Annotated in this window: 23 protein-coding genes and 2 pseudogenes; 13 read left to right on the forward strand and 12 right to left on the reverse strand. The window is 45.8% G+C overall.

Annotation, left to right across the window (positions count from 1 at the left end; all coding sequences use genetic code 11):
- Positions 1 to 72 precede the first annotated feature (72 nt).
- Both ribB and OKC24_RS06630 read left to right on the forward strand, forming a co-directional pair.
- Complete coding sequence (ribB, locus tag OKC24_RS06625) at positions 73 to 732, forward strand: 3,4-dihydroxy-2-butanone-4-phosphate synthase (protein ID WP_005011472.1); 660 nt, start codon at positions 73 to 75, stop codon at positions 730 to 732.
- 132 nt (positions 733 to 864) lie between these two features.
- Positions 865 to 1,500, forward strand: a pseudogene (locus OKC24_RS06630) (Bax inhibitor-1/YccA family protein).
- A 91-nt stretch (positions 1,501 to 1,591) separates the two neighbouring features.
- Here OKC24_RS06630 and OKC24_RS06635 read toward each other — a convergent pair.
- The gene (locus tag OKC24_RS06635) at positions 1,592 to 2,128 is read right to left on the reverse strand and encodes an HPP family protein (RefSeq protein WP_130146436.1); all 537 of its coding nucleotides are present in this window, start codon (positions 2,126 to 2,128) and stop codon (positions 1,592 to 1,594) included.
- Between the two features lie 139 nt (positions 2,129 to 2,267).
- Between OKC24_RS06635 and OKC24_RS06640 the strand changes: the two genes are divergently transcribed.
- The gene (locus tag OKC24_RS06640) at positions 2,268 to 2,846 is read left to right on the forward strand and encodes a TetR/AcrR family transcriptional regulator (protein ID WP_130146438.1); all 579 of its coding nucleotides are present in this window, start codon (positions 2,268 to 2,270) and stop codon (positions 2,844 to 2,846) included.
- Here the strand turns inward: OKC24_RS06640 and OKC24_RS06645 are convergent.
- A complete protein-coding gene (locus tag OKC24_RS06645; protein ID WP_130146440.1) occupies positions 2,828 to 3,439 on the reverse strand; it encodes a LysE family translocator in 612 nt (203 codons plus the stop codon). The two genes, OKC24_RS06640 and OKC24_RS06645, sit on opposite strands and share 19 nt — an antisense overlap.
- Before the next feature lie 45 nt (positions 3,440 to 3,484).
- Positions 3,485 to 3,973, reverse strand: coding sequence for a DUF1289 domain-containing protein (locus OKC24_RS06650; RefSeq protein ID WP_130146442.1), 489 nt, complete (start codon positions 3,971 to 3,973; stop codon positions 3,485 to 3,487).
- 180 nt (positions 3,974 to 4,153) lie between these two features.
- Between OKC24_RS06650 and trhO the strand changes: the two genes are divergently transcribed.
- From trhO to OKC24_RS06670, 4 genes are all read left to right on the forward strand, one after another.
- Positions 4,154 to 5,086 (forward strand): oxygen-dependent tRNA uridine(34) hydroxylase TrhO, encoded by a 933-nt coding sequence (gene trhO / locus OKC24_RS06655; RefSeq protein WP_130146444.1) that lies wholly within the window; start codon positions 4,154 to 4,156, stop codon positions 5,084 to 5,086.
- Positions 5,087 to 5,287: 201 nt separating this feature from the next.
- Positions 5,288 to 5,578, forward strand: a complete 291-nt coding sequence (locus OKC24_RS06660) for a hypothetical protein (RefSeq protein ID WP_130146446.1) — start codon at positions 5,288 to 5,290, stop codon at positions 5,576 to 5,578.
- A 174-nt stretch (positions 5,579 to 5,752) separates the two neighbouring features.
- Positions 5,753 to 6,364, forward strand: coding sequence for a DedA family protein (locus OKC24_RS06665; protein ID WP_131276340.1), 612 nt, complete (start codon positions 5,753 to 5,755; stop codon positions 6,362 to 6,364).
- A gap of 115 nt (positions 6,365 to 6,479) precedes the next feature.
- Positions 6,480 to 6,905, forward strand: a complete 426-nt coding sequence (locus OKC24_RS06670) for an ABZJ_00895 family protein (RefSeq protein WP_131276341.1) — start codon at positions 6,480 to 6,482, stop codon at positions 6,903 to 6,905.
- 68 nt (positions 6,906 to 6,973) lie between these two features.
- Here OKC24_RS06670 and OKC24_RS06675 read toward each other — a convergent pair whose 3' ends face one another.
- Entirely contained in the window at positions 6,974 to 7,498 is a 525-nt protein-coding gene (locus tag OKC24_RS06675; protein WP_131276342.1) for a YecA/YgfB family protein, read from the reverse strand.
- 67 nt (positions 7,499 to 7,565) lie between these two features.
- Positions 7,566 to 7,772, reverse strand: a complete 207-nt coding sequence (locus OKC24_RS06680) for a PA3496 family putative envelope integrity protein (protein ID WP_005011498.1) — start codon at positions 7,770 to 7,772, stop codon at positions 7,566 to 7,568.
- 405 nt (positions 7,773 to 8,177) lie between these two features.
- Here OKC24_RS06680 and rpoD point away from each other — a divergent pair.
- From rpoD to OKC24_RS06710, 6 genes and pseudogenes are all read left to right on the forward strand, one after another.
- Positions 8,178 to 10,082: pseudogene (gene rpoD, locus OKC24_RS06685) on the forward strand (RNA polymerase sigma factor RpoD); the annotation flags it as partial.
- A 115-nt stretch (positions 10,083 to 10,197) separates the two neighbouring features.
- Positions 10,198 to 10,485 (forward strand): YbeD family protein, encoded by a 288-nt coding sequence (locus OKC24_RS06690; RefSeq protein ID WP_130146454.1) that lies wholly within the window; start codon positions 10,198 to 10,200, stop codon positions 10,483 to 10,485.
- A gap of 148 nt (positions 10,486 to 10,633) precedes the next feature.
- Positions 10,634 to 11,293 carry a lipoyl(octanoyl) transferase LipB gene (gene lipB, locus OKC24_RS06695; protein ID WP_130146456.1) on the forward strand — a complete coding sequence of 220 codons (660 nt, stop codon included), beginning with the start codon at positions 10,634 to 10,636 and terminating at the stop codon, positions 11,291 to 11,293.
- A gap of 75 nt (positions 11,294 to 11,368) precedes the next feature.
- Positions 11,369 to 11,902 (forward strand): hypothetical protein, encoded by a 534-nt coding sequence (locus tag OKC24_RS06700; RefSeq protein WP_130146458.1) that lies wholly within the window; start codon positions 11,369 to 11,371, stop codon positions 11,900 to 11,902.
- A gap of 3 nt (positions 11,903 to 11,905) precedes the next feature.
- Entirely contained in the window at positions 11,906 to 13,090 is a 1,185-nt protein-coding gene (locus OKC24_RS06705; RefSeq protein ID WP_130146460.1) for an iron-containing alcohol dehydrogenase, read from the forward strand.
- Between the two features lie 266 nt (positions 13,091 to 13,356).
- Positions 13,357 to 14,754 carry an APC family permease gene (locus tag OKC24_RS06710; RefSeq protein WP_130146462.1) on the forward strand — a complete coding sequence of 466 codons (1,398 nt, stop codon included), beginning with the start codon at positions 13,357 to 13,359 and terminating at the stop codon, positions 14,752 to 14,754.
- 117 nt (positions 14,755 to 14,871) lie between these two features.
- On the opposite strand, the gene OKC24_RS06715 is transcribed toward OKC24_RS06710, so the two are convergent.
- From OKC24_RS06715 to OKC24_RS06745, 7 genes are all read right to left on the reverse strand, one after another.
- Positions 14,872 to 15,336: a hypothetical protein gene (locus OKC24_RS06715; protein WP_130146463.1), complete on the reverse strand. Its 465-nt coding sequence runs from the start codon at positions 15,334 to 15,336 to the stop codon at positions 14,872 to 14,874.
- 175 nt (positions 15,337 to 15,511) lie between these two features.
- Positions 15,512 to 15,991, reverse strand: coding sequence for a tRNA (cytidine(34)-2'-O)-methyltransferase (locus OKC24_RS06720; protein ID WP_130146465.1), 480 nt, complete (start codon positions 15,989 to 15,991; stop codon positions 15,512 to 15,514).
- Between the two features lie 40 nt (positions 15,992 to 16,031).
- Complete coding sequence (gene cysG / locus OKC24_RS06725; RefSeq protein ID WP_131276343.1) at positions 16,032 to 17,408, reverse strand: siroheme synthase CysG; 1,377 nt, start codon at positions 17,406 to 17,408, stop codon at positions 16,032 to 16,034.
- 73 nt (positions 17,409 to 17,481) lie between these two features.
- Positions 17,482 to 18,753, reverse strand: a complete 1,272-nt coding sequence (gene serS, locus OKC24_RS06730; protein ID WP_130146469.1) for a serine--tRNA ligase — start codon at positions 18,751 to 18,753, stop codon at positions 17,482 to 17,484.
- A gap of 119 nt (positions 18,754 to 18,872) precedes the next feature.
- A complete protein-coding gene (locus tag OKC24_RS06735) occupies positions 18,873 to 19,658 on the reverse strand; it encodes an RsiV family protein (RefSeq protein ID WP_130146471.1) in 786 nt (261 codons plus the stop codon).
- Between the two features lie 209 nt (positions 19,659 to 19,867).
- Positions 19,868 to 20,560, reverse strand: a complete 693-nt coding sequence (gene lolA, locus OKC24_RS06740) for an outer membrane lipoprotein periplasmic chaperone LolA (protein WP_130146473.1) — start codon at positions 20,558 to 20,560, stop codon at positions 19,868 to 19,870.
- A 207-nt stretch (positions 20,561 to 20,767) separates the two neighbouring features.
- Positions 20,768 to 22,468 carry a YadA C-terminal domain-containing protein gene (locus tag OKC24_RS06745; protein ID WP_265464894.1) on the reverse strand — a complete coding sequence of 567 codons (1,701 nt, stop codon included), beginning with the start codon at positions 22,466 to 22,468 and terminating at the stop codon, positions 20,768 to 20,770.
- Positions 22,469 to 22,502 lie beyond the last annotated feature (34 nt).

Raw genomic sequence — 22,502 nt, forward strand, 5'->3', positions numbered from 1 at the left:
TTGATCTGCTGCGCCTATTTTTCAATGTCCTGAAATGTTCAACCGTATTTTAAAACTTACGAGAGCGTTTCAATGTCCAGTTTAATTCAACCCGAAATTTTCTTTTCAGCCCTTCCTCCATTTGAGCAGCGCATAGCGCAAGCGCTTGAAGATATGCGCCAAGGCAAACCCGTTTTGGTCATGGATGATTTTGACCGCGAAAATGAAGCCGACCTGATTGTCGCTGCTGAAACACTGAATGTCGAAACCATGGCTCGCATGATTCGAGACGGTTCAGGCATCGTTTGCCTAACGCTGACCAATGAATTAGCCGACCATCTCGAATTGCCGCCTATGGTGACAGACAACTCAAGCCAGTTTAAAACCGCATTCACTGTCACGATTGAAGCTGCTGAAGGCGTCACCACTGGGGTTTCAGCCCAAGACCGCACCACCACCATTCATGCCGCCGTTAAAGATGGCGCAGCAGCCAGTGATTTAAACCGTCCGGGACATGTCTTTCCTTTACGCGCCCGTGATGGCGGCGTTCTCACCCGACGCGGTCATACTGAAGGCAGTGTAGATCTGGCGCGTTTAGCTGGCCTCAAACCTGCAGGCGTCCTCTGTGAAGTAACCAATCCAGATGGCTCAATGGCTTCTGGCATTCAAGTCTTGTCTTATGCGCAAACACACAATCTCACTCTCATTACCATTGAAGAAATTGTGCAATATCGGCTTGCGCACCAAATTTAATATAAAGCTCTAGCATAAAGCCCAGCCTGTACGCTGGGCTTTTTTCTGCAGGTCGAAAAATGTTTGCTTTTTAGGCACATTTAATTTAATAAAAGAATATAACCAATAATTACAAATAAATAAGGTTCAATCATGCTCAGCTATTTTTCAGATTTAAGCCATGAAGACAGCCAATTCATCCAGCGTACATATCAGGTGCTTTTCGGCGCTTTGGCACTAATGACTCTATTAGGCATATTTTCCTACACCCAGCTGCCGCCCGCCTCCGCTGGCCTGCTGATGCTTTTAGATTCTATTATCTGGATTGCATGCGGCTGGTTTGGTTTACGCAACCCGATTAAAGCGGTTTTTCCAATCTTTTTAATCATCACAGGATTATGCCTAAGCCAAATTGCGCATTTATACCGTCCAGATGTATTTATGACAGCTGCTGTAACCACCATGGCGATTTTTGCAGGAACCAGCTGCTATGTTTTTTTCAGTAAAAAAGATTTTTCCTTTTTACGCGCTAGTTTAAATATCGGATTTTAGGTCATTCTTGCCCTATCTGTTGTTTCACTATTTGTTCATATCAGCGCTTTATCTCTATTTATCGGTATTTTCGGCTCAGTCATATTTATTGGCTGGATCCTTTACGATACCAGCCAAATTTTAATGCGTGCAGAACAATTGAACTATAACGCGCATATGGGTGCTTTCGATTTATTTATGAACATTATCGGCCTGTTCAGCTTTGTTCGTCATCTATTTAATTTCATTGATGATTAATCCAGTGTGAAAAGTATAGCTAGCAGATGCATATACGCTACATCTGCATGGCCTCATCCTAAAATATAGCTGCTGCTTTCGCGGCAGCAATTCACTCTTTCATTTTATTATGCCATAAGGCCAATCCATACTCCGGCCATGGTTTGGCGCTGCGCCAATTGTTCATCACATATGCCACAGCCACCAGGCTGACCGCACCGGATAAAACCGGAAACAGCAAAAATCCCCAATCATAGTGCACGGCCTGCGCCGTCAATAAAATGACCAAAGGATTGGCGCCGGCTGGCGGATGTACACATCTCAAAAATTGCATACAGCAAATGGCTAAACCAACAGCTATAGCAATACTGAAAGCATTGACTGGAAAATACAGTGCAACACATAAACCTATAGCCGCAGACACCACGTGTCCAAAAATCACATTGCGCGGCTGCGCCAATGGCGATTGCGGTACGGCATACAGCAATACACAACTCGCGCCGAACGGCGCCATAATCCAAGGCTGATGCGCGTAACCACTCAGCAGCAATAAAATAAAAATACTCAGCATACCGCCTGCAAACCCGCGCAACAGCATGCCTGCACTGGGTTTAGGCGCTAATTTTTCTTTGCCTGACAATAAAAACATAATGCAGCCCTTCGATATTGATTTCAGATATGGCGCGCGCTAAAATCAAAATAGTACAGATCTGTACTACTTGTAAATAGCCGATTTAAAAAATTGGCAATGCGATAATATTCATTGGACCCAATGCGAGCGCAAATGCATGTCTAAATCGGCAGATAAAATTTTGAAAACTGCGGAACAGCTGTTTAATCAGCAAAGTTTCAGCGGTGTAGGCGTTGATTTAATCCGCGATGAATCGGGCTGTTCGAAAACAACACTCTATACCTATTACAGCAATAAGCATCAATTGGTTCAGAGTGTGCTGCAAGCCCGCGATCAGCGTTTTAGGGAAAGCCTGCAAGCTGCTGTGGACGGCCTGCAAGGCGTGGACGCTTTAAAAAAAATCTATGATTGGCATATTGAATGGTTTCAAAGCGACCATTTCAAAGGCTGTTTGTTTGTCCGCGCAGTTGGCGAATCCAGCCCAAACGATCACAGCATCATTGCCATCGCCCAGCAGCATAAACAATGGGTTCGCTCTCTGATTCAAACGCAGACCCTTAAGCTAAAACGCGGTCAAGACATTACGCAGCTGATGTATTTACAGCTGGAGGGCTTAATCAATCAATTTCTGGTCGAAGGCTTTCAAGCACAAACAGCGGCAATGAGCAGAGCTCTGATTTTTGATGTCATTGAATCTTTTCAGACGCAAACCGAGGATCAAAACCAGACGCCGTAAATGCCATAGATCGCAACAGCAATCAAGATCAGCCCACATAAGGCCAGCAGCTTTGGATACCATGCGGATTGGGCTAAGCGGTTAAATGACAAATAGACCATGCTTAATGTTGCAAAATCCAAGATGATCCAGCTCATGGTCAAGACGATTAAACTGAGGTTTAAATCGGCGGTAACACCGGTAAATTGCGGGAAAAATGATGCAAAAAAGATAATATCTTTGGGATTAGAGATCCCCACTAAAAAGCCTTTTTTAAAACCGCCAGACACTGCATTGAGTGTCATTTCATTTTCGGCAGAAGTGCGTGACGCCACTTCTTTCATAATATCAAAACCGATATAGGCAATATATAAGCAGCCCAGCACCTTAATGCCATTCAGCCATTGTTCATTAATATTCAGTGCGCCTTTTAAAATCAGCACCGATAGCATAATCAGCACCAGCGAAGCAAAATTCGTTCCAAAAATCGTTTGCAGCGCACGCTTATAGCCGCCTTGCAGCCCCGCACTGGCGACAAGCAGCATTACTGGCCCTGGCGTCGCGATCATGACCACAACAGCCGCGCAATATAAAAAATATTCCGCAAAATTCACCTTATGCCCCCATTATTCATTTTTAATTTCATAAAAAAAGAGGACTTAGTCCTCTTCATCCATGCTTTGCAGCAAATGCATACTCATGCCATCCGCTCTTAAAAAAGCCAGATCATAGCTGGCCGTTGCTAAAGCCAAAATGCGGCGTTCAAACTCATCCCAAAGCGGACGGACTTGCTTATAATGAATGCCTAAACCGCTTTCATCTGTAAAGTGGCGGTTTTTTTCACACAGCTTTAATGCATGATAAAGTTTCCGGCCGCGTGTTGCATCTGGACGCAGTCTCACACGCTTCGACAGGACAAAACCTTCCACATGCCGCAGATTCGCCAGCGGCAGCAGCGGCACTAAAATTTGATCCAGCTGTGCATCCAGCCGATGCCAAACTGCACTGTGCTGTTCCGGCGTGTAGGCATTCCATCTGATCACTTCATGATTAAAGCGCCTGCAGCCGCGGCAGACTGAATCACCAAATACCGTCGAACAGCGTCCCGCACAAGGGGTTAATGAGGCAATCCGGCGATCCGTAGTCAATGCAAGCTCCCATATGATTCATCAAATCTGCACTGCCGGCATTTTGCCGGCTGGTCAAGAATATACACGCTCTGCTGCTGGATGAGAAGCCATGAATCTGTATCGGATGACTCGCTTATTGCGGCAATTCACGTTAAAATATGCGCCTTTCAAAATTCTTAATTTTCAATTGGAGTATCCATGAACGCTACTGTAGAACAGCTTGCACCTGTAGAACAGCATGCGGCCGATGGCTGGGTTGTTGCAGCGCTTTATCAATTCAAAGAAGTACAGGACTCTGCTGATTTACAGCAGCGCCTGCTGGATTTGGTAAAAACCATCAACTTATGCGGTACTCTGATTGTTGCAGATGAAGGCATTAACGGCACTGTTGCGGGTGACCGTCAAGCGGTTGACGCTATTCATCAATTTCTTTTGAATGAAGGTTTTGCATCCATGGAATATAAAGAGTCTCACAGCTCTGAGAAGCCATTCCGCAAGATGAAAATCAAACACAAAAAAGAAATTGTCACCTTGGGCGTAGAAGTTAAGCCGCGTGATTTGGTCGGACACTATCTTGACCCGAAAGAGTGGAATGAACTGATCGCCCGTGATGACGTGATCCTGGTTGATACCCGCAACGATTACGAATATAAAGCAGGCACCTTCAAAGGCGCGATTGATCCTCAAACAGAAACTTTCCGCGAATTTCCTGACTACGTAAAAAAACAGCTGGAACAGCACAAAGACAAGAAAATTGCGATGTTCTGCACAGGTGGCATCCGCTGTGAAAAATCAACTTCTCTGCTTCTTCAAGAAGGTTTCAATGAGGTTTACCACCTCAAAGGCGGCATTTTAAAATATTTAGAAGAAACCCCGGCAGAAGAAAGCATGTGGGAAGGCGAATGCTTCGTCTTTGACGGCCGTACCGCGGTTACACATGGCATGGAAGAAGGCGAAAATATCAAGTGTCACGCTTGCGGCTGGCCACTGCTTCCTGCAGAAGTCGAACTGCCAAGCTATGAACATGGCGTATCATGTAAATACTGCATCGACAAAACATCTGAACAGCAAAAAGCAGGCTTCCGCATGCGCCAGTCCCAAATTTTAGCGGCCAAACGCAAGCGCCTATAACGCTTACTGCCGGCAGGCAATGTGAAATTTTATTCATCAGGCCCTCTTAGCAGGGCCTGATTTTTTACACCCGACATACACAATAGAAATAAAAAGTGACAAAAATCACAATTTAAACACTTTGCGGCGGCGCTCCTGCTCTATATATTTTGAATTATAAATCGCCATTTCGATTCACAATTAATTGAAAAGGAACGTAAAATGCCTAAAAATTTAGCTGCACCAATACAGCACAACCACCGTCTGCCGCATCATCACCAATATGCGGAATTACATAAAATCAATCAGATGCTGCATCAGCAATCTCATCTTTTTATTGTCGCCTTGGGGACACTCATTGGCGCACTGATCGCGCTTTTTATCGCTTATCACCTTAAAACAACAACTGCCAATGTTCTATTGCTCAGCTGGATTCCTTTTGCGCTTCCCTACCTGTTGCGTGAAATCTATATCTACACACTCATTCATATACAAGACGATGGTGAGTATTAAAGGCCAGACTCATTTTCATGGAGAGTACAGCTGCACATGAAGCGCACGCGGTCTTTGAACCACACTGTGCAACTCAGTCCGCCGCCAAATCACAGGCGGACTCACTGATATTGATGCTTTACGGAAGCAGCAATAACGCTTAGGATAATTTGGATATATTTGAACACTTAAAGCATGAATTTAACCGAGTGGATACTGTCCATCATGGAACAGCTGGGCTATTTAGGCATTGCCCTGCTGATGTTTTTAGACAATGTAATTCCGCCGATTCCTTCTGAAATTATTATGCCTTCTGCAGGCTATACCGCATCACAAGGTAAGCTGCTACTCAGCGGCGTTATTATTGCCGGCTGCATCGGTTCTCTGATTGCAGCGGCCTTGCTGTATTGGATTGGCTATCAATTTAATCATGATGCCATTTTCCGCTTCACAGACCGCTATGGAAAATATCTATTTATAAAATCTGAAGACATCCAAAAATCACTGCTTTGGTTTGAGAAATACGGCCACCGCATTGTATTTTTTGGTCGCATGATGCCTGCTGTACGTTCACTGATCAGCATCCCTGCCGGCATGAGCCGCATGCCCTTTTGGAAATTCATGTTCTACAGCGCGCTCGGCACGATTATTTGGACCACATTTCTGGCCTGTGTCGGTTTTTATTTTGGTGAAAATCAGGCATTGATGCATGAAATCTTCAGCCGTGTCGGTTATGTCATTATTATGATCGTCGTTTTAGTGCTGCTATGGCATTGCTATCGCAAACTAAAAAACAAGAATATTTAGCACGCCGCTCAGTGTGCTTGAAAAGCATAATTTTTTTAATAAAGCCTATTTTCAACTTACTACCTAGTTAATCCATTGTAATTTTAAAATTTTCAAGGGGGGGGATAAAAAACATATGAAACCGTATTTATGGATATTTACAGGAGCATACACCGTAGCCCTGATGATATTTGGAGTCATCTCTATATTTATTCATATAGGAAGCAGCAGCAGTGTTCCAACACTTATTGCCGGCGGTTTTTTTACAGCTTGGCATTTTGTTAAACGGGAAAAGCGCATACCCAATGCAGATGAAAAGGTTCAACTCATTTGGGGATCTATCGCTTGTACATTCATTATCAGCGCATTGCTGGTTTTTATTTTTGTCTTAGCAACAGGAACAAGCCAAGCCGTCATTGCAAGCTTACAGCTTATCCCAATGTGGATTTGGCTGATTGCCATAGCTTTTATCATTCTCATTGAGTTTGCAGTGTTTTATTTTAGTTATGGCTGGTTTGCAATAAAATGCTTAGAAGGACAGCAGAAGAAACGTCAACGCTAATTTTACAAACTCATCAACCCAGAATATAAAAAAAGCGCCTGAACGGCGCTTTTTTTAACTTTAAAAAATTAATTCGGTGTGTGATACATCAAATACAATTCATTTAAATTCTCTGGGATTTCTTCTGCCAACTCGTCCATTAACTGCCCGTTGCGGCGGAAAGTTTCCATTTGCGGATCTTCGTCGTCAATACCGCTGAATACCATAATCGGCAATGTCAGATCGACCAGCTGCTCTTCGAATTCTTCTGTAAACCAAGCTTCTTCATTCAGGAACATGGCATCAACAAAGCCCACACTCCAGTCGCCTAAGCTGGATTCAACATCCGCTTCTTCAATTTCAAAAGGAAATTCAATTCCTTCTTCATTCGCCAAGTTCTGACGAATAGATTCCAGCCATGCTTTGACTTGCGCAATAATTTCAGCCGGCACTTTCTTTTGATTATTATCAAAAAGTTCGTCCAGCCATTTAGCAAATGCCGGGCCAACCGCAATTGCGCAAAGAAAACCATGAGTCGCAGCAAAATCTAGACCGTGTTCATTGTCATCACCGTCGAGATATTCACTTAATAGGTCTAAATCTAAAGCACTCATTTCACATCCAAACATAGAAACTTAAAGCCGTAGCATAGCATTTTCATGGCCTGTGCAGAATCAGATTTTATTCCTCATCATCATCCAGATCATCATCGTCGAAATCGTAATCAAATTCTTTTAATTCTCTTTCTAAACGGCGCTGGGCCAAAAGATCATCGATTAAGCGGCGTTTTTCCAACGATTCCTTTGCACTTATCTTGCTGCCGGCTTCATCGAAATTAACGTCATCATCACCGTAGTTATCATCTAGTTCAAAATCTGTAGAAGACACTAAAACTACCTCATAATGAAAAATGTGAAGGGTCCTAGGCGCTATTTATATGGGTTATAAAGCCTTGTCAAGTTTTATTTGCATTTAACCAATTTAATTTGCATTTAAATTGAATTTTGCTCTTTTATTCTGACCAAATTCTGTGGCATGATATAATCCACCCTGCGTCTTTCAGTTTTATGACCTTTTTATGTTTATGCCGTAAAATGGAAAATAGAAGCGCGCTAGGGATGAACTTGAAAACAACAATTTCACCCCCATCTAAATTACTGAATTTATTTTTTAATATTTCGTCAGGCAGCGAAGCGCTGAATATTCCTGATGAAATACGCAAGCTATCCACTGATAAATTGATTAAGCGAATTGTGCTGAAATGCACAGTTTTTTACTGCCACAGATTCAACGAAGAGTAAGCAAAAGATGAGCGATATGACTTCCCCTACTTCCCAAGTAGCGGCTCTGATTAGCCGAGGCAAAGAGCAAGGTTACCTGACTTTCGCCGAGGTTAACGATCATCTCCCGGACTCGATCACGGAAAGCGAACAGATTGAAGACATCATTCAAATGCTGAATGACGTCGGTATTCCTGTACACGATCGCGCGCCTGAAACTGATGATGCGATGTTCGAAGGCGGCAATGAAGCGGCTGACGAAGTTGCTGAAGAAGAAGCTGCTGCTGTACTTGCATCTGTAGAAAATGAACCAGGCCGAACGACTGACCCTGTCCGCATGTATATGCGTGAAATGGGCACAGTTGAACTGTTAACGCGTGAAGGCGAGATCAGCATTGCAAAGCGCATTGAAGAAGGCATTCGTGACGTTCTTCATTCTATTGCTTACTGGCCAAATGCTGTAGAAGTGGTATTGCAGGAATACAAAGATTATGAAGCGGGCGAACGCCGTCTTGCCGACATCCTTTCAGGCTATTTAGATCCTGAATCAGATGAAGAGATTCCTGAAGTTTTAGAAGAAGAATCTGACATTGACGAAGATGAATCTTCAGACAGCAAATCAACCAAAGATGTAAAATTGGATGATGATGACGAAGAAGAAGAATCTGAAAGCAGCGATGATGATTCTGAAGGCGAATCGGGGCCAGATCCTGAAATAGCTAAAGCGCGTTTTACCGAACTTGAAAATGCCTGGAAAAATACCAAAGCAGCCATTGAAAAGCACGGCCGCAACAGCCAAGAAGGCGCTGATGCGCTTGAAGCTCTGGCATCCGTGTTCATGATGTTCAAATTTACCCCGCGCCTGTTTGATATTATCTCTGAATTAATCCGCGGCACTCACGAGCAGATCCGTACTTCTGAGCGTGAAGTGATGCGCTATGCGATCCGCCGTGGCCGTATGGACCGCACGCAATTCCGTACCTCTTTCCCAGGTCAGGAATCGAACTTTGCGTGGCTGGATGAACAGATTGCGAAAGCTTCGCCAGATCAAAAAGGCTACTTGGAAAAAGTCCGTCCAGACATTTTGGCATTCCAGCAGAAAATTGCGGATATCGAAAAAGAACTGGTTTTGAACGTCAAGGAAATCAAGGACATTTCTAAACGCATGGCGGTGGGTGAAGCGAAAGCGCGCCGCGCGAAAAAGGAAATGGTTGAAGCCAACTTGCGTTTGGTTATTTCGATTGCGAAAAAATACACCAACCGCGGTCTGCAATTCCTGGACTTGATCCAAGAAGGCAACATCGGCTTGATGAAAGCGGTAGACAAGTTTGAATACCGCCGCGGCTATAAGTTCTCGACATACGCAACGTGGTGGATCCGTCAGGCCATTACCCGTTCGATTGCCGACCAGGCGCGCACCATCCGTATTCCAGTACACATGATCGAAACCATTAATAAGATCAACCGTGTATCTCGTCAGCTTCTTCAAGAAATGGGCCGTGAGCCGACGCCTGAAGAATTAGGCGAACGTCTGGAAATGGACGAAGTGAAAGTCCGTAAAGTGCTGAAAATCGCCAAAGAACCGATTTCAATGGAAACACCGATTGGCGATGATGAAGATTCGCATTTGGGCGACTTCATTGAAGATGGCAACATCACATCTCCAATTGATGCTGCGACTTCAGAAGGCCTGAAAGAAGCAACCCGTGAAGTGCTGGAAAACTTGACTGAACGTGAAGCGAAAGTTCTGAAAATGCGTTTTGGTATCGACATGCCGACAGATCATACTCTGGAAGAAGTCGGCAAACAGTTTGATGTGACCCGTGAACGTATCCGTCAGATTGAAGCGAAAGCTTTACGTAAATTGCGCCATCCTTCCCGTTCTGAACATTTGCGTTCATTCCTGGAAAATGACTGATAGCTAAGCATGCAATGCAGGCTTGATTTTTTTCAGCCAGCCTCCATTAAGTACTTATGTGAAAACTCAAAGCCTGCACTGTTGCAGGCTTTGTCTATAAAATTTGAGGTGAACTATGATAGACCGCACTCCATCTCGCGAACTCCGTGAAGATCTTTGGATATTCCCTATGGACTACCCGATTAAACTCATTGGTAATGCAGGTGCAGATTTGCACGGCGCTGTCGTAGGAATTTTAGTGAAACATTTCCCAGAGTTTGATGAAGCTACATTAACAGTGCAGCCATCGCGTACAGGCAAATATCACTCTATTACTGCGCAGCTTCGTTTCGAAGAGCTTGAACAGGTGCATGCGCTGTATGCAGACTTGGCCGCTTGTGACCATATCCGGACTGCCCTGTAAGCATTCATCCAGTCTTGGAAAAACACGCTTTAGGGCGTGTTTTTTTTTGGCCTTACAGCGCAAAAAACATGCATCTGCATCCCCTTGCGCAAAACAATTCCCTATAATGTGATGAATACCAATCATTCCCAAAAAGGATGCTGCCGACGTGACTGATTCTGCTGTCAAACCGTCTTTAATCATTCGCCAGTACAACTCGCTGACTCCATATGAAGACCGTTTTCTAGAAATGAAGGCACTGACGGAACAGCGCAATGAAAACACGCCTGATGAATTATGGATTCTGCAGCACCACGATGTGCTGACCCAAGGCCAAGCCGGAAAACCAGAACATATCCTGATGGCCAGCAGCATTCCTGTTGTGCAGACCGACCGCGGCGGACAAGTGACATGGCATGGTCCAGGTCAGCTGGTGGCTTATTTCATGTTTGACTTAAACCGCCTTGGCTGGAATGTCCGCACACTGGTGTCCTATGCAGAAAATCTAATGATTGAACTGGTCAAGAAATACGGTATTGAAGCTTATGCCAAACCGGATGCGCCCGGCGTATATGTGAATGAGCGCAAAATCGGCTCACTGGGCTTTAAAATCCGCAAAGGCCGCTCATATCATGGCCTGGCGTTGAATATCGACTGTGACCTGTCTGGCTTTCACACCATCAACCCCTGCGGTTATGCTGGACTAGAGATGGTCCGCATTCAGGATTTAGTAGAAAACTATCCTAAATTTGAGAACTTATGCGTCGATATGATTGCAACATTACAGAACAGCGGTTACTTTAAGGAAGTTCGAGTCGAACAGCGATAAAGTTTTTGCTTTCAGCATAAAAATAAATTAGAGTATTTACTCTAAATAAATAATATTCAAAAAAGGGATGAACGCGTGATTGCAGCAAAATCCGTTAAGCCCGCTTTGCAACTAGCCTATGTCAAACTCATGATGGACGTGATTGGCAGAGGCTTAGTCATGGCGAGCCAAGTCGATGAAGAAGTCAAACAGGAAGTTGCCAAATTTCCAGATCATTTTACCCTGTCAATGAAAGTTTTTCCGCATGGCCCCGCTTTTATTGCTCGAGTAACTGACAGCAAGCAGCTTGAACTGGTGCCCGATTTAGACATCAAGCCAGATCTGACCATTACTTTCAAACACCTGAATCATGCTTTTTTAGTATTTTCCTTCCAAGAGAGCACAGCGCAGGCCTTTGCCAATGACCGCATGATTGCAGACGGCGATATTTCCTACGCCATCCGCCTTGTGCGGTGCTTAAATAAGATGGAAGCGCTGATTTTGCCAAAGCTGGTTGCAGAGCTGGCTGTCAAAGAATATCCAAGCAATTTAAGCCTAAAAGAAAAATTAACTGGAGCTGCCGGCATCTACTTAAAAGTAGCTCAATCTTATTTCAAACGGAGCGCCTAACTCATGGCTAAGCCTTATTACGAATTTTTCTGTCCAGTAAAAGTGATTGCTGGCCATGCAGCCTTGGAACATATCCCGTTTGAACTTGCAGCCTTAGGCGCAGCCCGTCCGCTGATCATTACCGATAAAGGCGTGCGCAGCAACAATCTGCTCGCGCCGATAGAAGCGGCTTTTGAATCAACAGATGCAGTCATTGGCTGTATTTTTGATGATGTGCCGCCAGATTCAAGCCTTGAAACGGTGCGCAAAGCCGCGCAGCTCTACCGTGAAAACAACTGTGACGCCATTATTGCCGTGGGCGGCGGCTCAGTCATTGACACCTCCAAAGCCACGAATATCCTAGTATCCGAAGGCGGTGACGACCTGCTGAAATACTCAGGCGCGCATAATCTGCCAAGACCGCTTAAACCTTTTTTTGTGATTCCAACCACATCCGGCACAGGTTCTGAAGTCACTATGGTTGCCGTGGTTTCAGACAATCAGAAAAATGTAAAAATGCCGTTCGCATCCTATTATTTAATGCCGCATGCGGCGATTTTAGATCCGCGCATGACCCAAACGCTGCCGCCGCATTTAACTGCGATGACCGCTATGGATGCCATGACCCATGCCGTGGAAGCCTACACTTGTCTGGCAGCCAATCCAATTTCAGATGCCTATGCCACTGCGGCGATCAAAAAAATCAGCGCCAACTTATTTAATGTGCTGGATAACCCGACTGAGGCGAATGGCCGTTTAGAGCTAGCTCAGGCTTCCACCATGGCAGGCATTGCATTCTCCAACTCCATGGTTGGCCTCGTGCACTCCTTAGGCCATTCCTTAGGCGCTGTGGCTCACCTGCCGCATGGCCTATGCATGAACCTGTTCTTACCGTATGTGCTCGAATACAATAAAGAAATCAATGCCGATAAATTAGCAGATCTACTGCTGCCTTTAGCTGGCCCAGATATTTATGCGCAAACCCCTGCCCATTTGCGCGCAGATAAAACCATTTCCACCCTTCAAACCATGCGTGACCGCATCTATGCGTTAACCAAATTGCCTCGCACATTGCGTGAAACGGGTAAGGTTTCCGAGGCGCAATTTGAAGAGATTGCAGAGAAAGCGCTCAACGACGGTTCGATTATCTATAATCCGAAAGAAGCCACGCTTCAAGATTTAAAGACTATCTTAGAAAAAGCTTGGTAATTACTGAAAAATAAGCGAATATAGCGAAAAATAAGCCTGATGTTTTTTTAAACATCAGGCTTTTATGTTGCAGATCGGATAACTTTACCGCTTTTAGGCAAACTGGCATATTTTCTGCTAATAAAATTTGCAAAGTTACTGACAAAATGCGCCTTTTTAGGGTAGATTGGCGCGCTTTTGAATTAAACATAGGGAGGGGTCGTTCGTCTCAAACGATCCTTATTTAGTATGACTGATCCTTGATCAACGATTAAGAGGAAACGCCGTTGACAAATATCTCTGGGACTCAATCTGCAGCTAAACTGCAAAAAACACTAGGGCTCTGGCACATTATTATTATTGGCTTAGCTTATATTCAGCCAATGACCTTGTTTGATACTTTCGGCCTCGTTTCGGAAGAAAGTCATTACCATGTGCCGACATCCTATATTATTGCTTTAGTTGCAATTTTGTTTACTTCCATCAGTTACGGACATATGATCCGCCGCTATCCATCTTCGGGTTCTGCATACACCTATGCGCAAAAATCCATTCACCCGAATGTTGGCTTTATGGTGGGCTGGTCATCTTGGCTGGATTATTTATTATCGCCAATGGTCAACATCATTTTGGCCGTAATTTACCTGGAAGCGCTTTTCCCAGATATTAATCACTGGGTTTGGGTCATTGGCCTCACCGCCTTCATGACTGCTGTGAACTTACGCGGCGCAAAGTTTGTAGCCAACTTTAACAGCCTGATCGTATTTGTTCAGCTGGGCGTGATTGCATACTTTACATGGCTGGTTTACAGCTTGCTGGCCAGCGGCGTAAATGCTGACGGCACATTAGTCAATGCAAAATACCAGCTTTGGAGCTTAGAGCCATTCTGGAATGAACTGACTCAAATTGGCCCATTAATTACTGGCGCTACTCTTCTTTGCTTCTCATTCACAGGATTCGACTCCTTAAGTTCGCTTGCTGAAGAAACCAAAGATACGGAGAAAACACTGCCTAAAGCGATTTTCTTAACCGCTTTGCTTGCCGGTGTCATCTTCATTATCAGCACCTACTTTATGCAGATTTATTTCCCGAATGATCCAAAGACTTATTTTGAAGATGTTGCTGCAACACAGCCGGATATTCTTCAAGCTGTCGGCGGCGCGGCTTTCAAAACCGTTGTGCTGTATTTTGCAATTGTCACAGTAATGGCATCAGGTATTTCTGCACATGCCGGCGTTTCACGCTTAATGTATGTGATGGGCCGTGATGGCGTCATCAACAAAAAGATCTTCGGACATATCAGCCATAAAAGCTACACACCGTCATACAATATTATGATCGTCGGCGCAGTAGCATTGACTGCAGGCTTTATGGATCTGGACATTGTCATTTCAATGATCAGTTTTGGCGCATTAACCGCATTTACTTTCGTCAACTTGTCCGTAATTTCGCGCTATGCCCTGCGTGACGGCCGCACCAAAAACCTGAAAGACATTGTCAGCTTCATTGTTATTCCCTTACTCGGCTTCATCAGCATCTTTGCGATGTGGCTGGAAATTGAAGAAACTGCACTGAAATTTGGCCTATGGTGGGCAATGTTCGGCATCTTGTACCTTGGCTATAAAACCAAAGGCTTCAAGCACCCTGCACCGCAGCATAACGAATTTGATGATACTCATCATTGATGAATGAAGAACCCTCCTTAAAAAGGCGCATCATGCGCCTTTTTATTTTCCTCTCAGAGGAAAACCGCCTTTGCCATTTTCACTTCTGAAATCACCAAGTATGAGACGAAGGCTAAGCTATCTCAACCGGCAGTTAAACCCCATTTGGGTATCAACAATATTATTCTTATAACCCAGAGCTTGAATAAACAAATTGCGGTCTTGCAAAAGCTTACGGTCCGCTTCAGACAACCGGTCTTGATTTTGCACAGCCAATTTTAAAGTTTCATCCAGCACCCCCTGATAGATGCCGCACACCTCTTGGCGTTTCGGCTTTTTTAAAATCCGCCCAAACCAGCTTCTTTCAAAATCTTCAGGCTTTAGTGTTTTGCCCCACTCTTCTATACGCTGATTTTGCCGGGCGCTTAAGTCCAACATGCCTTGCTGGATTTCTTCTTGAGCTAAGGGTTTAATATCAGTGGGCTGAATGCTTTCAACAACTGCAGCCGCAGACTGATTTTCTGTTTGAGCCGCCCAGCCAAATGAAGCCGTCAATCCTGCCGCCAGCATCGCTGCACATACATTCAAATTTATAAATTTCAAGTTCTAAGTGCCTGTTTTTAATTCTTTCATTTTTGTTATACACAGTTTTAGATTTGTTCAGAAGCATCCTTGCTCTTAATTTTACAAAATCTCATCACTGTAAAACGTGCAATGCCGTGTTGACTCATAAAAAAAAACCGCTCTATTGAGCGGTTCTCTTGATAGCTTAACAGGCTTAAGCCAATGTTTTGAAATCTTGCTGCCGCCATGCTTCATACAAAATTACTGCCGTTGCATTGGATAAATTCAAGCTGCGGGAATTTTCAGCCATCGGCAGGCGAATCCAATGCTCTTTTGGAAACATCATGCGCACAGCTTCCGGCAAGCCGCGTGTTTCCGGCCCCATCAGCAATGCGACTGGGCGGTTCAAATGAGACGTATGCGGTGTTTCAACCCCTTTGGTCGTTAAAGGATAAACCGCATCATGGGCGATGCCTTGCGTTTCTAAATATGCAAGACATTCAGTAAAGTTTTCCCATACTTTCATATGCGCCCATTCGTGATAATCCAAACCGGCACGGCGCAATTTCTTATCATCCAGCTCAAATCCTAAAGGCTTAACCAAATGCAGCTGCGCCCCTGTATTGGCGCACAAACGAATGATATTCCCTGTATTCGCTGGAATTTCTGGCTCGTATAACACTACATGGATCACTGGACTTCTCTACTCTTTTAAATAATGCAGCAAGGCTGAATTAGCCTTGCCACTGCAATTGTTCCCGCAGGCTGACCACATCGCCAATAATGGTCAATGTTGGCGCCTGTATCTGATGCTCGGCCACTTTAGATGCAATATCTGCAAGCGTGCCAACCACGACTTTCTGCTCTGGTGTTGTGCCTTTAGAAACCAGTGCAACCGGCATGTCTGGGCGCTGGCCATGAGCAATCAAATTTTCACAGATTTTTTCTAGACCAACTAAACCCATATACAGCACCAAAGTTTGGTTTTGATAAACCAACTCATTCCAAGGCAGTTCAGGAGAACCTTCTTTTAAATGACCCGTTAAAAAACGCACACTTTGTGCATAATCCCGGTGGGTTAAAGGAATACCTGCATAAGCTGAACAGCCGGATGCAGCGGTAATACCCGGCACCACTTGAAATGCGATTCCCGCTGCGAACAACTCCTGAATTTCTTCACCGCCACGGCCAAAGATAAAAGGATCTCCGCCTTTTAAGCGGCAGACCCGCTTGCCTTCAGATGCATATTTAACCAGCAAGGCATTGATGCCGTCTTGCGGCACAGCATGATTGGAACGCGCTTTGCCGACATAGATTTTTTCCGCATCGCGGCGGCACAATTCCATAATAGGCGCTGACACCAGCCGGTCATAAATGACCACATCGGCCTGCTGCATTAAACGCAAGGCTTTCAAGGTCAGCAGCTCAGGATCGCCTGGGCCTGCTCCCACCAAATACACCTCACCTTTGGGCTGTTTCCACTCTATTAACGCCTGTTCAATTAAACGGTCAGCTTCAGCAGCATTGCCATTAAACACCTGCTCTTTGAGCGGACTTGCATACAAATCCTCCCAAAAAATGCGGCGTTCATCTGGATTTTCAATCTTGGCTTTAACCGCTGCCCGCCATTTGCCTGAAAAATCAGCAAGCTTGCCCATGCCGTGAGGAATGCTGGCTTCAAGCTGCGTCCGGATCTGACGGGATAACACAGGCGATGCGCCATTCGTGGCGATAGACACCACCAGCGGCGAACGGTCAATAATAGCCGGCACCATGAAACGGCAATGCGGCGGATCATCAACACTGTTAACCAAAACATTTTCAGCTTCACAAGCTTCAAATACGGCCTGATTGACTGCCTTATCATCCGTTGCCGCAATCACCAGACGGTAATCGCGCAACGCAAAACCTGAACTATAAGCAGATTTTGTATATTGACCGCCGCTCTGTTCCACAATTTCAAGCAGATTGGCATCTATATCCGGCGAAATCACATGCAGCGCAGCGCCCGCTTTTGCAAGCAGCACGGCCTTACGGTAGGCAATATGGCCGCCGCCGACAATCAGACAAGGCTGCTGCTGCAGCTTCAAAGAGATTGGAAAGATATCCACACACTACCTCAATAGTTTAAATCTGATTGTCTTAAGCAATTTTTGTGCACAAATGCGTGCACCTTATCGATAATTAATCGATAAATTCAGCACCGCCCATATATGGACGCAGTACTGCTGGAATTTCAATTGAACCGTCTGCACGCTGGTAATTTTCCATTACAGCCAGCAAAGTGCGGCCAACGGCCAAACCAGAACCATTCAGCGTATGGACAAATTCAGTTTTCTTTTGATCTGCACGGTAGCGCGCTTTCATGCGGCGCGCCTGGAAATCACCCATGCATGAGCAAGATGAGATTTCACGGTAAGTATTTTGGCTTGGCACCCAAACTTCCAAATCATAAGTTTTAATTGCGCCAAAGCCCATATCGCCGCCGCACAGAATAATCTTACGGTATGGCAAGCCCAAAGCTTGCAGAATGCCTTCTGCATGGCCAGTCAGCTCTTCCAGCGCATTCATTGAATACTCTGGCTTCACAATTTGCACCATCTCAACTTTGTCAAATTGGTGCTGGCGGATCAAACCGCGCGTATCGCGGCCATATGAACCCGCTTCACTGCGGAAGCATGGGGTATGCGCTGCATATTTCAAAGGAAGGCGTGCCGGATCGATAATTTCATCGCGGACAAAATTGGTCACCGGCACTTCTGCAGTCGGGATAAGGTAATATTCTTTTTCGCCTTGCAACTTGAATAAATCTTCTTCAAATTTAGGCAGCTGGCCTGTGCCGCGCAAAGAATCGGCATTGACCAAATAAGGCACATACGCTTCAGTATAGCCATTCACATCGGTATGGGTATTCAGCATGAACTGCGTGATGGCGCGCTGCAAACGCGCTAGTGGGCCTTTGAGCACACTAAAGCGGGTGCCAGTCAGTTTGGTTGCCGTTTCAAACTCTAAACCGCCCATCATTTCGCCAAGATCGGTATGATCTTTAATCTCGAAATCAAATTCGCGCGGCGTGCCCCATTTTAAGATTTCAACATTGTCACTTTCATCTTTGCCTTCAGGCACAGATTCATGCGGCATATTCGGAATAGATAAAGACTTAACTTCAATTTCTGCCTGAAGTTCTGTCAGCGCAGTTTCTGCAGCTTTAATTTCATCGCCAATGGCAGACATGCGCGCCATGATTTCGGACGCATCGCCGCCCGATTTTTTAATTTGACCAACTTGTTTTGCGCCCGCATTGCGTTCAGCCTGCAAGCTTTCAGTTTTAGATTGAATTTCTTTACGGCGCGCTTCTAGTGCGGCCCATTCTGCCGCGTCCAGCTGAACGCCGCGTTTTGCCAAGGCTAAATTTACAGCCTCAATATTATTTCTGAGTAATTTCGGGTCGATCATAGCCAATCATTTGCAAAGAAAAAAACTGGCTATAGTGTAAGCTCTTAACGCTAAAAAATACAGTAATCGAGCTTACAGCTGGGGCTTATTAATACAATAAACTGCAAGATTTTTACAGTTTACTGATTTTCATAATTGGGTAAATTCGGCAGATATTCAGGCTTAAACAGGCCCTTAGTCATCTGATAAGGCAAATTCAGCTCTGTCATGCCCTCGGCATAGCTGGCTAATTCGTACAGCGGATAAACAAAGACTATGCCGCTGGCGCCATAATAAAAATTATCACTCAGCTGCAGCTTGCCGCGTTCGATATTATGCTCTTCCAGCCACATCGAATTGGCGTCATACAGCGCGCTCAGTACCTTAGCCTCAGCGCCTTTTGCCAATACATCCTGCAGCGCCAAACGTTTCTTTGCCTGTAAATCAAAGTTGACGTATTCCACATGATACATGCCATGCGCAGCGCCCGCTGTATACGTATAACTTTCTAAAGCGAATGTCGCTATTTTACTCCACTGACTGATATAGCGCACATGGGTTGTGCTTTGTCCCAGCCCAGGTTCTGCGCCTTCGGCCAAATTCACTTTTTCATTCGGCGCGGTTGAAAATGCAATCGGGTCTGCTTTCTTAATGCGCTCTGCAAAATACTGGTTGATCCAGTCCACATTGGTTTCGACCGTTTGAATAGAATATTGGGTGCAGCCTTCTGCATCACAGGCTTCCGGCTTAGCCAGCTTCATTGCAACTGTTTTAGACTGAATCAGAGGAATGCTTTGCTCTTTCACCTGCGCTTTTTGTTGATTGTCCTGTACAGGCTCATTCCGCGGCTGGCATGCAGTCAGCAGACTCAGTGAAAGAAAAGCAACGCCTGCAGCAGCCCAAACATTTTTATAAACTGTATTCATCACTCAATCCCTATTGCCAAAAGCGGAAAACAAATAAAACGATCCCACTATACCTAGTCTATACACCTGATAACATTACGAAATGTATCTGCAATTCTGTACCAAAACCGCACTGACAAAAAAAGCAGGCTTTCGCCTGCTTTTTAATTCTGCTTCAAGATATTTCAACATCTGCAGCCGACTTATTCACCTAACTGACTAATGTTGGCTTACTGATCAATAATGTCAGTCCCTTTAGGCGGGGTAAAATTAAAAGTTGATGCAGGAATGGGTGCATTCACTTTCATATTGTTAAAGCGCACATACGTGGTTTGACCCAATGAGTCTGCCAGAATCATCAGCGTTGGCGCTTTATTTGCGCCAAAACTAATGGTTAGGCTTTGGAAAGCGCCATCACCATGTTTTGGATACAGGGTGTAATAGGTTTTGCTTTTATCCGGCTGCGTCACGCGGTATGACTTCATAATTTGACTGGTATTACCTGAAAGCAGCAACGCCGGAGTATTCGCCACTTGATCATCTAAATTTTGGCGCACGGCTTGCTGCAGGTCAGGATCATAAATCCATACAGTCTTGCCAGACGTCACAATCGTCTGTTTTGATGGACTGGAGGTTTCCCAGAAGAATTTACCTGGACGCTCAACCTTCATCACCCCTTTAAAGGTTTGATTCATATGCTGAGCAGACAGGCCTTTTTTCTGTACAGCCTTGCCGCCAGTGACTTTCGTCGTCTGTTCAAAATTTGCAGAAAAACTTTTCACACCGCTCAGCTGCTGAACCAGGCTGGCTGTCGCTTGCTGCTCCGATGCTGCGGCGGCAGCAAAAACTGTTGTACTTATCACAGGTGCCAATGTCGCTGCACCCAATGCCATAGCACACATGGTTTTACGAAGCATATTCATAGATTCACCTTTTATATTTGCAGTATTGCAATTTGTCAGATAGCCCATCTTAAACCAATTTCTCAAACGAACATGAGCGAAAACAATAAGTTTTGTATTGTTATTAATGCAAATCAGGAGATTTTATTCATCATGATGGAGAAATGCGCACAATATAAAAAAGCTCCCGATCAATGGGGAGCTTTTATTCAGTTAAATGATTCAGCATTATTTCCACTGCCACCCTATTGAGGCGCCTGCACCAAAGTCACCTTCAGTATTGGTTGTGGCAGCCAGTTTATAAACATATTTGTTATTTTCTGACACGCCGCTAAAACCAACTGCAAAGCCTTGCTCGCCTTCCCATGTTCCCACACCGGCACTGAACATATTATAGCCGGCTTCTGTCGGCTGCGGCAGAGATGCAATTGCAATACTAGATGCGACTGCGGCATATACCCCATCCTCTAGACGATCAATCCTGTGGTTCAATTCATCGGCACGGCTGTCTGTATAGCTTTTCGCCTCATTCAAGCCGTTTCCGCCATCCTGCCCAGCAGCCCCCCTCAAACTCAGCAGCCATTCTCCTTGCGTGCCTTCAAAGCCATTATCAACTGCAATCTCATAAGCACTCAAACCACTTGCCCCCATGTCACCTGTTGCGCCAGTTTGACCTGTAGCGCCTGTTTCACCCTGAGGGCCTTGCGGGCCAACTGGCCCAGCAGCGCCTGTTTCACCTTGAGGGCCATGTCCATGACCATGTCCGTTGCCGTTGCCGTTGCCGTTGCCGTTGCCGTTGCCGTTGCCGTTGCCGTTGCCGTTGCCGTTGCCGTTGCCGTTGCCGTTGCCGTTGCCGTTGCCGTTGCCGTTGCCGTTGCCGTTGCCGTTGCCGTTGCCGTTGCCGTTGCCGTTGCCGTTGCCGTTGCCGTTGCCGTTGCCGTTGCCGTTGCCGTTGCCGTTGCCGTTGCCGTTGCCGTTGCCGTTGCCGTTGCCGTTGCCGTTGCCGTTGCCGTTGCCGTTGCCGTTGCCGTTGCCGTTGCCGTTGCCGTTGCCGTTGCCGTTGCCGTTGCCGTTGCCGTTGCCGTTGCCGTTGCCGTTGCCGTTGCCGTTGCCGTTGCCGTTGCCGTTGCCGTTGCCGTTGCCGTTGCCGTTGCCGTTGCCGTTGCCGTTGCCGTTGCCGTTGCCGTTGCCGTTGCCGTTGCCGTTGCCGTTGCCGTTGCCGTTGCCGTTGCCGTTGCCGTTGCCGTTGCCGTTGCCGTTGCCGTTGCCGTTGCCGTTGCCGTTGCCGTTGCCGTTGCCGTTGCCGTTGCCGTTGCCGTTGCCGTTGCCGTTGCCGTTGCCGTTGCCGTTGCCGTTGCCGTTGCCGTTGCCGTTGCCGTTGCCGTTGCCGTTGCCGTTGCCGTTGCCGTTGCCGTTGCCGTTGCCGTTGCCGTTGCCGTTGCCGTTGCCGTTGCCGTTGCCGTTGCCGTTGCCGTTGCCGTTGCCGTTGCCGTTGCCGTTGCCGTTGCCGTTGCCGTTGCCGTTGCCGTTGCCGTTGCCGTTGCCGTTGCCGTTGCCGTTGCCGTTGCCGTTATCATTATGACCACCCTGTCCGCCACCGCCATGGCCACCTTGCCCATTTTCATGCCCGCCACCGCTGCCACCATGACCATCATGGCCTGAGCCGCATCCCGTATAGCAAGAATTATCAGCAGTAACAGGATCTATACTGTTTCCTGCCCATGCCGCACTGCCAATTGCCAATAGAATGCTTACAGCCAGCATTTTAGGCATTGCTTGCGTAACTGGTGAATATGGTTTTGGTTCATGCATCATGCTGTTTGAGAAATGAGTTGAATCTTCAAGCCCTGTAACTCTCAAACCATTTTCAGGAAGTTTCCTACTTTTGGAGCAGGTATTTATGAATACTTTTCTTAATATTCTATTCATGTCATTATCCTTTTTTTGTACTTCTCCCCTCCTA

Source organism: Acinetobacter entericus (genome assembly GCF_026168575.1).
GTDB lineage: Bacteria > Pseudomonadota > Gammaproteobacteria > Pseudomonadales > Moraxellaceae > Acinetobacter > Acinetobacter bouvetii.

Coding starts and splice junctions, on each gene's coding strand:
- OKC24_RS06665 (WP_131276340.1), top strand. CDS start 5,753: ATGAATTTAACCGAGTGGATACTGTCCATCATGGAACAGCTGGGCTAT.
- OKC24_RS06640 (WP_130146438.1), top strand. CDS start 2,268: ATGTCTAAATCGGCAGATAAAATTTTGAAAACTGCGGAACAGCTGTTT.
- OKC24_RS06705 (WP_130146460.1), top strand. CDS start 11,906: ATGGCTAAGCCTTATTACGAATTTTTCTGTCCAGTAAAAGTGATTGCT.
- OKC24_RS06745 (WP_265464894.1), bottom strand. CDS start 22,468: ATGAATAGAATATTAAGAAAAGTATTCATAAATACCTGCTCCAAAAGT.
- OKC24_RS06735 (WP_130146471.1), bottom strand. CDS start 19,658: ATGAATACAGTTTATAAAAATGTTTGGGCTGCTGCAGGCGTTGCTTTT.
- serS (WP_130146469.1), bottom strand. CDS start 18,753: ATGATCGACCCGAAATTACTCAGAAATAATATTGAGGCTGTAAATTTA.
- OKC24_RS06660 (WP_130146446.1), top strand. CDS start 5,288: ATGCCTAAAAATTTAGCTGCACCAATACAGCACAACCACCGTCTGCCG.
- ribB (WP_005011472.1), top strand. CDS start 73: ATGTCCAGTTTAATTCAACCCGAAATTTTCTTTTCAGCCCTTCCTCCA.
- OKC24_RS06690 (WP_130146454.1), top strand. CDS start 10,198: ATGATAGACCGCACTCCATCTCGCGAACTCCGTGAAGATCTTTGGATA.
- OKC24_RS06675 (WP_131276342.1), bottom strand. CDS start 7,498: ATGAGTGCTTTAGATTTAGACCTATTAAGTGAATATCTCGACGGTGAT.
- OKC24_RS06670 (WP_131276341.1), top strand. CDS start 6,480: ATGAAACCGTATTTATGGATATTTACAGGAGCATACACCGTAGCCCTG.
- lolA (WP_130146473.1), bottom strand. CDS start 20,560: ATGAATATGCTTCGTAAAACCATGTGTGCTATGGCATTGGGTGCAGCG.
- trhO (WP_130146444.1), top strand. CDS start 4,154: ATGAACGCTACTGTAGAACAGCTTGCACCTGTAGAACAGCATGCGGCC.
- OKC24_RS06635 (WP_130146436.1), bottom strand. CDS start 2,128: ATGTTTTTATTGTCAGGCAAAGAAAAATTAGCGCCTAAACCCAGTGCA.